This window comes from Citrobacter sp. ABFQG (assembly GCF_004322975.1).
Taxonomy (GTDB): Bacteria; Pseudomonadota; Gammaproteobacteria; order Enterobacterales; family Enterobacteriaceae; genus Citrobacter; species Citrobacter freundii.
Genome location: NZ_CP036435.1, coordinates 1,893,158 through 1,904,733, shown reverse-complemented (window position 1 = coordinate 1,904,733; position 11,576 = coordinate 1,893,158). Strand labels below are relative to the sequence as shown.

Here is an 11,576-nt window from a genome sequence, read left to right as displayed (position 1 = left end):
TTAATTCATCACGAGCTAAGCAGGAGTGGATTGATGAAATACAACATCTTAGGAAAAACCGACCTACGGGTCTCCCGCCTTTGCCTGGGCTGCATGACGTTTGGCGAGCCTAATCGCGGCAATCACGCCTGGACGCTACCTGAAGAAAGCAGCCGCCCGATAATCAAACACGCCCTTGAGGGCGGCATTAACTTTTTCGATACCGCCAACAGCTACTCCGCTGGCAGTAGCGAAGAGATTGTCGGTCGCGCGCTGCGTGATTTCGCCCGCCGCGAAGATGTCGTGGTCGCTACCAAGGTTTTTCACCAGGTTGATGATTTAGCAGAAGGATTATCCCGCGCACAAATCCTGCGCTCAATCGACGATAGCCTCCGACGTCTGGGTATGGACTATGTCGACATCCTGCAAATTCACCGCTGGGATTACAACACACCTATTGAAGAAACCCTTGAGGCTCTAAACGACGTCGTGAAAGCCGGTAAAGCGCGCTATATCGGCGCCTCCTCCATGCACGCTTCGCAATTTGCTCAGGCGCTGGCCTTACAGAAGCAACACGGCTGGGCGCAGTTCGTTAGCATGCAGGATCACTACAATCTGATCTACCGCGAAGAAGAACGCGAAATGCTGCCACTGTGCTACGAGGAAGGCGTGGCAGTGATCCCCTGGAGTCCACTGGCACGTGGACGCCTGACGCGCCCATGGGGAGAAACGACAGCACGCCTGGTTTCCGATGAAGTCGGTAAAAATTTGTACAACGAGAGCGATGAAAACGACGCGCAAATTGCCGCACGACTGACCGGTGTCAGTGAGGAGTTGGGTGTTACGCGGGCGCAGGTTGCGCTGGCCTGGCTGCTGAGCAAACCGGGGGTGGCAGCGCCGATTATCGGCACATCGCGCGAGGAACAGCTGGATGAGTTGCTCAATGCGGTGGATTTAACGCTGAAGCCGGAGCAGATTGCCGAGCTGGAAACGCCGTACAAACAGCATCCGGTGGTGGGATTTAAATAAGTATTGGCGATGGCTAATTGTAGGCCGGATAAGCATAGCGCATCCGGCACTGATTGCCCGATGGCGCGACGCTTATCGGGCCTACAACAGCCCCCCAAAAGGGTTAAATGATACCTACCGGCCAGTGATGACCGATAAAATACAAAATTCCGGCAGAGAGTATTCCGGCCACAATATCGTCGATCATGATCCCCGTCCCGCCATGCACGTTGCGATCGAACCAACGAATCGGCCACGGCTTCCACATATCCAGAATACGGAAAATCACAAATCCGGCGGCAACCCACTGCCAGTCATTGGTCGGCAGCGCCATCAGGGTAATCCACATCCCGACAAACTCGTCCCAGACAATGCTACCGTGATCGTGCACACCCATATCTTTCGCCGTTTGATGGCACAGATAAACGCCGATACAGATAGATAACATCACCACCAGTGAATACAGCTGCCACGGTAGAAAGGTCATTAAATACCAAAAAGGGATCGCCGCCAGCGATCCCATCGTGCCAGGAACAATTGGGCTCAACCCGCTGCCAAAACCGGTGGCTAGCAGGTGCCACGGATTGCGCATACTCAGGCGGCTTTTGGCGACATCTTTTTTAAGGCGCGGCAAAATGGTCATATCCTTTCCAGTCAAACGTGACGGATTTTCCATCGCGCGTAAAGTGAATGCCTTCCACGTCTGCGCTCATCTGCCCAATGCAGGTAAACGCTGCGCCGAGATTTCCCAGCGCCACATCCAGCGCACCACGGTTAATTTCCGGTACGGTAAAGCATAACTCATAATCTTCACCGCCCGAGAGCGCCCAGCGTAGGGCCTGTTCCGGCTCAACGTGCCGGGCGAATGCCGTGGAGTAAGGCAGCGCATCGACGTTAACCCGCGCGCCACAGCCGCTGGCATTAACGATATGCCCCAGATCGGAAATCAGGCCATCGGAGATATCGATAGCCGCACTGGCCAGATCGCGCAGGGCTTGTCCCTGCAAAATACGCGGCGTGGGACGCAGATGGCGTTTAAGCAGATAGTCTGCGTCTTTTGCATCTCCAACCTGCAACCGATTCTGTAAAATCGCCAGCCCCGCCGCGCTGTCTCCCGGCGTACCGGTAACATAAATCCAGTCCCCCGGCTTCGCACCAGAGCGTTTTAAGGCCCGTCCTACAGGAACGTAGCCATGGATACCCAACGTCATCGACAGTGGCCCACGCGTGGTGTCACCGCCAATTAGCTGCATATCATAGTAATTAAGCAGTTCAAACAGGCCATCACTGAAGGCTTCAAGCCAGGCTTCATCAACGTCAGGTAACGTGAGTGCCAGCGTCAACCACGCAGGATCGGCCCCCATCGCCGCCAGATCGCTCAAATTCACCGCCAGTGCTTTCCAGGCGAGATCGGTGGGATCAATGTCGGGGAGGAAGTGATTGCCTGCCACCAGCGTATCGGTACTGATCGCCAGCGTCTGTTTTTCAGGGATATTCAAGAGTGCGCAGTCGTCACCAATACCGGTTTCGACATCAAGACGAGACGTTCTTACGCGGTCAAAATAACGGGCAATCAGGGAAAACTCGCCGCATGCCATACGTTATGCCTCAGCAGAAAAAAAAGAAAAAGCCGGGGACAGCGGAAACAGGTTCCACCATCCAGCCGGCCTCGGGATTACTTTTTGTTGGGGCGAATCACAGGTGCTGCTTTATCCAGTACGCCGTTCACGAATTTATGGCTATCTTCAGCGCCGAAGGTTTTCGCCAGTTCAATCGCTTCGTTGATGGCCACTTTGTACGGCACATCACTACGTTTAGACAGTTCAAACAGCGCAATACGCAGTACGGCTTTTTCTACCTGCCCCAGCTCTTCTAACAGACGAGACAGGTAAGGCTTCATTAATCCATCCAGGTACGCGCTGTTAGTCGCCACCCCGGACAGCAGTTCACGGAAATACAGAACGTCGACATCTTTAACGTCCTGTTCCGCCAGGAACTGGTATTCAACATCAGCGATGTCGTTCTGGGACAACTGCCAGGAGTAGAGCGCCTGGACGGCACACTCACGGGCGCGGCGACGAGCAGCAGGTTTCACGGATTTCCCCTTACAAAAATCAGGCCTTAATGGCTTTCAATACATTAATCATTTCAAGCGCAGTCAGTGCAGCTTCTGCGCCTTTGTTGCCGGCTTTAGTGCCAGCACGTTCGATGGCTTGTTCAATACTTTCGGTGGTCAGAACACCGAAGGCTACCGGAATGCCACTGTCCTGAGCGACATGCGCCAGGCCATTGCTTGCACCGCCAGCCACATATTCGAAGTGCGCGGTACCGCCACGGATCACCGTACCAAGCGCAATTACCGCGTCGTATTTACCGGTTTTTGCCAGTGCGTCAGCGGCCAGCGGCAGCTCATATGCACCTGGAACCCAAACAACGGTAATGTTTTCATCTTTAACCTGGCCAATACGTTTCAGGGCGTCGATAGCCCCTTCCAGCAGGCTGTCATTGATAAAGTTGTTGAAACGCGCAATGGTGATGGCGACGCGAGCGTCCGGGGTAGCAACGTTAGCTTCAATAATGTTCATATTCTTCCTTCGGGTTCGATTTATGGCCCCGTAAGGGGGGCGGATTTTATCATAATATTCTGTGCGCTGCTTCCTCTAAATCAGAAAGCCTCACGCAGTCGTTAAATGCAGGCAAACGTCCGGGCCCACCTGGCGTATCTCATTGAATTTAAAATGGGGTGCGTCAGCCAGTTTCTCAAGGCCTGGAAGCACACATAATCCTCGCGCATCGCTGCCTAACAGTTTAGGCGCAACATACACGATTAGCTCATCGACCAAACCGGCCTGTAATAATGCTCCCGCGAGCGTTGGGCCTGCTTCAACCCAAATGCTGTTAATTTGCTGTTTGCCCAGTTGCATCATCAGCACCACCAGATCCAGATGCCCATTATGTTCCGGCACCTTCAGGCTACGAACCGTCTCCGGCCAGCTACGGGGGTCGTCTTCAGTCCGGACAATCCAGGTTTCTCCAGGCTGTTGGACAATACGGTGCTCCGGCGTGACCTGATTCTGGCTATCCAGAACAATGCGGATTGGTTGGCGCAGCTCTTCCTGCGGGTAACTCGCCTGAGTTGACTCCCCAAGCTCCGACCAACGCACGGTAAGCTGAGGGTCGTCTGCCAGCACCGTAGCACTGCTGGTTAAAATGGCATGGCTTTGCGCGCGCAAACGTTGCACATCGCGGCGCGCCTGCGGTGAGGTAATCCACTGGCTTTCACCGCTGGCCATCGCCGTACGGCCATCAAGCGACGCGCCAAGCTTAAGCTGCAGATACGGGAATCCCGTACGCATGCGCTTGAGAAAGCCTTTATTCAGTTGCTCAACTTCGCTCATCATCAGCCCGTGGCTGACGTCGATGCCCGCCTGCTGCAAACGGTAGAGCCCACGTCCTGCGACCTGCGGATTGGGATCCTGCATCGCCGCAACCACTCGCGATACACCCGCCGCAATCAGCGCATCGCAACACGGCGGCGTGCGACCATGATGACTACAGGGTTCAAGCGTCACATAGGCCGTTGCCCCTTGCGCTTTTTCTCCAGCCATCCGCAGAGCATGAACTTCGGCATGCGGTTCGCCCGCACGGTGATGATATCCTTCACCGACGATCTCCCCATCCTTCACAATCACGCAGCCTACGTTGGGGTTGGGGTGAGTGGTAAAACGTCCGCGCGCAGCAAGCTTCAGCGCACGCGCCATGTACAATTCATCCTGCATGGCTTAGTCCTGTAGGCGAGCAATCTCTTCGCCAAATTCTTTGATATCTTCGAAACTCCGGTAGACAGAGGCAAAGCGGATGTAGGCGACTTTATCGAGCTTTTTCAACTGCTCCATCACCAGGTTGCCAATCATCTTGCTCGGCACCTCACGCTCACCAGTCGCACGCAGCTGTGATTTGATATGGTTTAACGCCATTTCGACGTCATCCGCGCTAACAGGCCGTTTCTCAAGCGCTCTGAGCATGCCGCTACGCAGCTTTTCTTCATTAAAGGGTTCACGCACGTCGTTGCTTTTCACAACGCGCGGCATGACAAGTTCAGCCACTTCAAAAGTGGTGAAACGTTCGTTACAGACCAGACACTGCCGACGGCGGCGTACCGAGGAGCCCTCGCCTACAAGACGAGAGTCAATTACCTTAGTGTCTACGGCGAAACAGAATGGGCAATGCATACGGCGTCCTGTACCTCAGTGGTTAACAGAATCTATTTTACCCTGAACTGCCGTGACAACAAAGGCACTGCGCTTTTGAGACAAAGGATCGATGCCTTCGTGCTCAGTCCACACTACCATTATGCTATCGCGACAATGAAGGAAGTAATCACAATGACAAGACGTTACCTAAGAATTCTCCTGGTGGGAAGTCTCTTTAGTCTTAGTGCCTGCGCACAGCAAAGCGAAGTACGCCAGATGCATCAAAGCGTTAGCACATTGAATAAAGAGATGGCGCAGCTTAATCAGGAAACAGTAAAAATTACGCAACAAAATATGTTGAATGCAAAATCAACCAGCGGCGTCTATCTGCTACCGGGTTCCAAAACTCCGGCACGACTGGACAGCCAGATTGGCACTTTACGCATGTCGCTGGTAAACATTGCACCGAACGCGGATGGTACGCGCCTGACGCTACGGATTCAGGGTGAATCCAACACGCCTTTACCCGCCTTTAGCGCCACCGTCGAGTACGGGCAAATTAAGGGCACCACGGACAACTATCAGGAAGTGAACGTTCAAAACCAGTTGGTCAACGCTCCGGCGAGTATTCTTGCTCCCAGCGACGTAGACATTCCGTTGCAGATAAATGGCCTCACTCCAGAGAGGTTAGGATTTGTTCGCATCCACGACATCCAGCCTGTTAGCCAATAAACTTTTTTGCGGAACGTTTTGTGCGTTCCGCAACATCACTCCGCTCCATTTTGTTACTCCCCTGACATAACCGATATTTCTGGTAAAACTTGGCAACATTCATGAGAGCCAGTACAATTCGCCGCCTAAAGTACGCAAACGTGAACGCAATCGATTACGTAAATGATAGAACTGTGAAACAAGACATATTTTTGTGAACAATGATTTTTATAATAGGCTCCGAAGAATTACGAAATATTTAGAAACGCAAATTGCGCATTTTTCACTCCCGAAAGGGATTTCAAACAGTGGCATACATATGAAAAAAACATTACTTGCAGCCGGTGCAGTGCTGGCGCTCTCCTCGTCTTTTACTGCCAACGCAGCAGAAAATGACAAACCGCAATATCTGTCCGACTGGTGGCACCAGAGCGTTAACGTGGTGGGTAGCTATCACACCCGTTTCTCTCCGAAACTGAACAACGACGTGTATCTGGAATACGAAGCATTTGCCAAAAAAGACTGGTTTGATTTCTATGGCTACATCGATATTCCGAAAACCTTCGACTGGGGTAACGGCAACGATAAAGGTATCTGGTCTGACGGTTCCCCGTTGTTTATGGAAATCGAACCGCGTTTCTCCATCGACAAACTGACCGGCGCTGACCTGAGCTTTGGTCCGTTCAAAGAATGGTATTTCGCCAACAACTACATCTACGACATGGGTGATAACAAAGCCAGCCGCCAGAGCACCTGGTATATGGGTCTGGGTACCGATATCGATACCGGTCTGCCGATGGGTCTGTCCCTGAACGTCTATGCTAAATACCAGTGGCAGAACTATGGCGCATCCAACGAAAACGAGTGGGATGGCTACCGTTTCAAAGTGAAATACTTTGTGCCGATCACCCAGGTTTGGGGCGGACAGCTGACCTACATCGGCTTCACCAACTTCGACTGGGGCTCAGATTTGGGTGATGACCCGAACCGCACCAGCAACTCTATCGCTTCCAGCCACGTTCTGGCGCTGAACTACGATCACTGGCACTACTCTGTCGTAGCGCGTTACTTCCATAACGGCGGTCAGTGGAAAGGTGGGGATACTCTGAACTGGGGCGAAGGCGACTTCAGCGCGAAATCTACCGGTTGGGGTGGTTACCTGGTCGTAGGTTACAACTTCTAATCCAGACAATTTATCGCAAACAAGCCAGCTTAACCGCTGGCTTTTTTATGGCTGGTCTTCACAGCGTACTTTACGTAAAAAGTCACTTAGCGAACGCTCCGCAGATTCGCGAAAGTGCCTGTCGAGTGGCGTGATCTTCAGACATCGATCAACGCGAAAACAACGATAATCATCACGCTTCTCGCACCAGCCAACCAGCAGCCAGTGCTCGCCCCAGAAAAATAATCCCAGCGGCTGAACGTCGCGCCACGAGAGGTTCCCGGACTCATCGCGATAATGCAGCGCCAGCACCTGCTGAGCTGAAACCGCGCGATGTATGAGATCGAACGCACTGCGTGAATGCGGCTGATTACCAAAATCTGGCGCGAAAATCCGCGTTTGCTCAGCTCTGCGCCGACTCTCTGGCGGCAATATCGCCAACACTTTTTCCTGTGCTGATTCCAGCGCCTGTGAGAGTGAATCCCCGCCCCATGTTTTCAGCAACCGAATCGCTACCATCAACGCTTCTGATTCGTGCTGAGTTAACATCAACGGCGGCAGATCAAACCCCGCCATTAAGCGGTATCCACTGCCCACTTCGCCTTCAATGGGCACGCCGGATAAAGAGAGATCGCGGATATCGCGATAAATCGTCCGTTCAGAAACTTCAAGACGTTCTGCCAGCAGCGCCGCCGTTGTCACTCGCCTGCCACGCAGGATTTGTACAATCTGAAACAAGCGGTCGGCGCGTCTGCTCATTTTAATCCTCAGTGCTGAAAATATTACGCGGGTTGATGTAAACCAACACGATTGCCTTCGCTGTCAGTAAATAGCGCAATCGTACCAATGTCCTGCCCCAGTTCGAGTGGGCCAAACACACACTGACCGCCAGCAGTGGCGACGCGTTCAAGCGTTGCAGTCAAATCGTCCGTATGCAGATAAATAATAGCGCCCTGCGTTGAAGGAGTAATACCTTCAAATTTAGCCAGCGCCCCGCCGGGAGCGGGATCCTGATGCGGAAATACGGCCAGCTCAGCGCAGTCCATGTTCTCCCGACGCAAAGAAACCTGCATCACTGGTTCATAAAAAGCGATGGCGCGATCCATTTGTGCTACAGGGATTTCAAACCAATTAATTACGTTGCTCATACTTCCTCCTGCCTGTGTGGGTAATCTCAGAAGGACTATAAAACAGGGCTACTGACAGCATACTGTCAGTAGTATGGCGACAGGAAAAGATAATTGCCTGTCGCTAATTCACAGGCAAAAAAAATCCCGACCTTACGATCGGGATTCCAGTATCTTCACTCTTAATGGTTAAGGAAGAATCGACGGTTGATCCGCCCCTTCTTTCTCGACCTTCTGCTGCAGCATGTGCTCACGCTTCATACCCAGCTTCAGCGCCAGCGCCGATGCCACGTAGATAGAGGATGCGGTACCGATGGAAACACCGATCAGCATCGTCAGCGAGAAGCCTTCCAGTACCGGACCACCGAACAGGAACAGCATCAGAATAACCATCAACGTTGTACCGGACGTAATCAACGTACGGTGCAGCGTTTGAGTCAGTGACACGTTAAAGATTTCGTAAGGCGTACCGCGACGAATTTTGCGGAAGTTTTCACGAATACGGTCAGATACAACGATACTATCGTTCAGCGAGTAACCGATTACCGACATCAGTGATGCGACAATAGTCAGGTCAATCTCGATATGGAACAACGACAGGATCCCAAGTGTGATAATCACGTCGTGCGCCAGAGCGATAACCACCCCCGCCGCCAGTCGCCACTCAAAGCGGAAACCGACGTACACCAGGATGGAGATCAGCGCCGCCATCAGCGCCATCGCACCGGTTTGCGCCAGATCAGCCCCCACGCTCGGACCCACGAATTCAATTCGCTTCACCGCGGCGTTTTGATTGGTGGATTCGTTAATCACACTCAACACTTTGCTGCCCAGCACCTGACCGCCGTCTGCACCTTCAGTTGGCGGCATACGTACCATAATGTCGTGGCTGCTGCCGAAGTTCTGCAGAAGCGGATCAACGAAGCCCGCTTTCTCCAGCGCATCGCGCATCACGTCCATATCGGCCGGTTTTTCCAGCGTGATTTCAATAACCGTACCACCGGTGAAATCGAGACCCCAGTTAAACCCGCGTACGCCCATCACCACGATGGCCGCAATCAGCAGGAAACCTGAAATGCCGAAAGCCCAGTAGTCCCAGCGCATAAAGTCCCAGACTTTACGGCCGTGGTTTAATTGTTCAACAGTATATTCCTGTGCCACTTCGCACTCCTCAGATTGACAGCTTTTTGACGCGCTTGCCGCCATACAACAGGTTTACGATGGCACGTGTACCGACAATCGCGGTAAACATCGACGTCGCCACACCAATACCGGTAGTAATCGCGAACCCTTTAATTGCCCCGGTGCCAACTGCGTACAGGATGATGACCTTGATCAGCGTCGTAATGTTCGCATCAAAGATGGAGCTAAATGCGCCCGCATAACCTTCGTTGATGGCCTGCTGCACCGAACGCCCGTTACTCAACTCTTCTTTGATACGTTCGTTGATCAGTACGTTCGCATCGACCGCGACGGCAAGGGTTAAGACAATCCCCGCAATCCCCGGCATACTTAGCGTAGCGCCCGGCAGCAACGACATAATACCGACAATCAATACCAGGTTAGCAATCAGCGCACTGGTCGCAATCAGACCGAACTTCTTATAGAAGAAGATCATGAACAGGATAGACACCACCAGACCGGCCAGACACGCTTCCAGACCCTGTTTAATGTTCTGCATACCCAGGGTTGGGCCGATGGTACGTTCTTCCACAATCTGAATCGGCGCAATCAACGCACCGGCACGTAACAGCAGAGAAAGCTGACGCGCTTCGTTCGGGTTGTTGATACCGGTGATACGGAAGCTGTTACCCAGGCGAGACTGGATATTGGCAATGTTAATCACCTCTTCCTGTTTCACCAGTACTGCACGACCGTTAGCATCTTTCTTACCGCTGTCTTTGTACTCCACGAACAGGGTCGCCATCGGCTTACCGATGTTGTCCTTGGTGAAGTTGGACATGATGTTACCACCCGCGCTATCCAGCGAGATGTTAACCTGCGGCTGATTATATTCGTCCTGGCTGGAAGTGGAATCGGTGATATGGTCACCGGTCAGGATCACGCGCTTGTACAGCACAACAGGCTGACCTTCACGAGACTGTTTCACTTCCGAATCACCCGGAACACGACCCGATGCTGCAGAGGACTGGTCAACGTTGGTGTTTACCAGACGGAACTCCAGCGTCGCGGTTGCGCCCAGAATTTCTTTCGCACGCGCGGTATCCTGAATACCCGGCAGTTCGACCACGATGCGGTCAGCACCTTGACGTTGTACCACCGGCTCAGCAACACCCAGTTGGTTAACACGATTACGCAGAATGTTGATGTTCTGCTGTACCGCGTACTCACGGGCTTCGCTCAGGCGCGCATCGGTCATTACAGCACGCAGTGCATTGCTGCCCTGGCTGGAAATAACCAGATCCTGGTGACGTTTGCTCAAGTAAGAGATAGCTTCATCACGGGCGCTGCTATCACGGAAAGTGATGCTCAGACCGTAGTTATCTTCTTTGCGAACGGTAGTATAAGGAATGCCTTTTTCACGCAGATCGCTGCGCAGGCTATCAATATTTTGTTCCTGCAACTTACTCAGCGCGGTATCCATATCCACTTCCATCAGGAAGTGAACACCGCCACGCAGGTCAAGGCCGAGTTTCATCGGTTCTGCATGAATGGCAGCCAGCCAGCGCGGGGTTGCCGGAGCAAGGTTAAGCGCCACGACGTACTGATCGCCCAGTACGCCCATTAATACTTCACGTGCGCGCAGTTGGGTATCAGTGGAGTCGAAGCGCGCGAGAATAGCACCCTCTTCCAGAGCCACAGACTTAGGTGTGATTTTATCTTCTTGTAACGTTTTCTGGACCTGGATCAGCGTTTGCTCACTGGCGGCGGCACCGCGCACGCCAGTGATTTGAACAGCCGGATCCTCACCATACAGGTTGGGAAGCGCATAGAGCAGACCGACGACAATAACGACGATCAGCATGACATACTTCCACAAAGGATAACGGTTTAACACGGCAGTTCCCTTTGGGAAAACAATAAATTACAGCGCCTTCATGGTGCCTTTCGGCAGAACGGCAGCTACGAAATCACGTTTAATAACCACTTCAGTGGTGTCGTTCAGCGCGATAGCGATGTAGCCAGATTCTGCTACTTTGGTCACGCGACCCACCAGACCACCGTTAGTCAGCACTTCATCGCCTTTCGCAATGGAGTTCATCAGATTTTTGTGTTCTTTGGTACGCTTTTGCTGCGGGCGCAGGATCATGAAGTAGAAAATCAGACCAAACACCACCAGCATCAGAATCAGAGACATCGGGCTGCCCTGCGCCGGAGCACCTGTTGCCGCTACCGCATCAGAAATAAAAAAGCTCATTCAAATTCCCTCATTAT

The 11,576-nt window shown here is 52.7% G+C and carries 14 protein-coding genes; 3 read left to right on the top strand and 11 right to left on the bottom strand.

Annotation, left to right across the window (positions count from 1 at the left end):
* Positions 1-33 precede the first annotated feature (33 nt).
* Positions 34-1,008 carry a 1-deoxyxylulose-5-phosphate synthase YajO gene (yajO, locus tag WN16_RS09155; RefSeq protein ID WP_003835964.1) on the top strand — a complete coding sequence of 325 codons (975 nt, stop codon included), beginning with the start codon at positions 34-36 and terminating at the stop codon, positions 1,006-1,008.
* Between the two features lie 103 nt (positions 1,009-1,111).
* On the opposite strand, the gene pgpA is transcribed toward yajO, so the two are convergent.
* The 6 genes from pgpA to nrdR all read right to left on the bottom strand — a co-directional run bounded on the left by pgpA (position 1,112) and on the right by nrdR (position 5,219).
* A complete protein-coding gene (gene pgpA, locus WN16_RS09150) occupies positions 1,112-1,630 on the bottom strand; it encodes a phosphatidylglycerophosphatase A (RefSeq protein ID WP_003021578.1) in 519 nt (172 codons plus the stop codon).
* On the bottom strand, positions 1,608-2,585 hold the full coding sequence (gene thiL, locus WN16_RS09145) for a thiamine-phosphate kinase (protein WP_003835968.1): 978 nt from the start codon (positions 2,583-2,585) through the stop codon (positions 1,608-1,610). The genes pgpA and thiL overlap by 23 nt, the downstream gene beginning before the upstream one ends.
* Before the next feature lie 77 nt (positions 2,586-2,662).
* On the bottom strand, positions 2,663-3,082 hold the full coding sequence (gene nusB / locus WN16_RS09140; RefSeq protein WP_000801129.1) for a transcription antitermination factor NusB: 420 nt from the start codon (positions 3,080-3,082) through the stop codon (positions 2,663-2,665).
* Positions 3,083-3,101: 19 nt separating this feature from the next.
* Positions 3,102-3,572 (bottom strand): 6,7-dimethyl-8-ribityllumazine synthase, encoded by a 471-nt coding sequence (gene ribE, locus WN16_RS09135; protein WP_003021575.1) that lies wholly within the window; start codon positions 3,570-3,572, stop codon positions 3,102-3,104.
* Between the two features lie 90 nt (positions 3,573-3,662).
* A complete protein-coding gene (ribD, locus tag WN16_RS09130) occupies positions 3,663-4,766 on the bottom strand; it encodes a bifunctional diaminohydroxyphosphoribosylaminopyrimidine deaminase/5-amino-6-(5-phosphoribosylamino)uracil reductase RibD (RefSeq protein WP_003021573.1) in 1,104 nt (367 codons plus the stop codon).
* Positions 4,767-4,769: 3 nt separating this feature from the next.
* On the bottom strand, positions 4,770-5,219 hold the full coding sequence (nrdR, locus tag WN16_RS09125) for a transcriptional regulator NrdR (RefSeq protein WP_003021571.1): 450 nt from the start codon (positions 5,217-5,219) through the stop codon (positions 4,770-4,772).
* 153 nt (positions 5,220-5,372) lie between these two features.
* On the opposite strand from nrdR, the gene WN16_RS09120 reads away from it, so the two are divergent.
* Positions 5,373-5,912: a DUF3251 domain-containing protein gene (locus WN16_RS09120; RefSeq protein WP_044699517.1), complete on the top strand. Its 540-nt coding sequence runs from the start codon at positions 5,373-5,375 to the stop codon at positions 5,910-5,912.
* Between the two features lie 298 nt (positions 5,913-6,210).
* A complete protein-coding gene (locus tag WN16_RS09115; RefSeq protein WP_003021561.1) occupies positions 6,211-7,074 on the top strand; it encodes a nucleoside-specific channel-forming protein Tsx in 864 nt (287 codons plus the stop codon).
* A gap of 45 nt (positions 7,075-7,119) precedes the next feature.
* Here WN16_RS09115 and WN16_RS09110 read toward each other — a convergent pair whose 3' ends face one another.
* The 5 genes from WN16_RS09110 to yajC all read right to left on the bottom strand — a co-directional run bounded on the left by WN16_RS09110 (position 7,120) and on the right by yajC (position 11,559).
* Entirely contained in the window at positions 7,120-7,812 is a 693-nt protein-coding gene (locus tag WN16_RS09110) for a YafY family protein (RefSeq protein ID WP_003835974.1), read from the bottom strand.
* A 23-nt stretch (positions 7,813-7,835) separates the two neighbouring features.
* Positions 7,836-8,201, bottom strand: a complete 366-nt coding sequence (locus tag WN16_RS09105) for a VOC family protein (protein WP_044699354.1) — start codon at positions 8,199-8,201, stop codon at positions 7,836-7,838.
* 168 nt (positions 8,202-8,369) lie between these two features.
* The gene (secF, locus tag WN16_RS09100) at positions 8,370-9,341 is read right to left on the bottom strand and encodes a protein translocase subunit SecF (RefSeq protein WP_003021550.1); all 972 of its coding nucleotides are present in this window, start codon (positions 9,339-9,341) and stop codon (positions 8,370-8,372) included.
* A 10-nt stretch (positions 9,342-9,351) separates the two neighbouring features.
* Positions 9,352-11,199 (bottom strand): protein translocase subunit SecD, encoded by a 1,848-nt coding sequence (secD, locus tag WN16_RS09095; protein ID WP_071681428.1) that lies wholly within the window; start codon positions 11,197-11,199, stop codon positions 9,352-9,354.
* Between the two features lie 27 nt (positions 11,200-11,226).
* A complete protein-coding gene (gene yajC, locus WN16_RS09090; RefSeq protein ID WP_003021544.1) occupies positions 11,227-11,559 on the bottom strand; it encodes a preprotein translocase subunit YajC in 333 nt (110 codons plus the stop codon).
* Between the last annotated feature and the right edge of the window lie 17 nt (positions 11,560-11,576).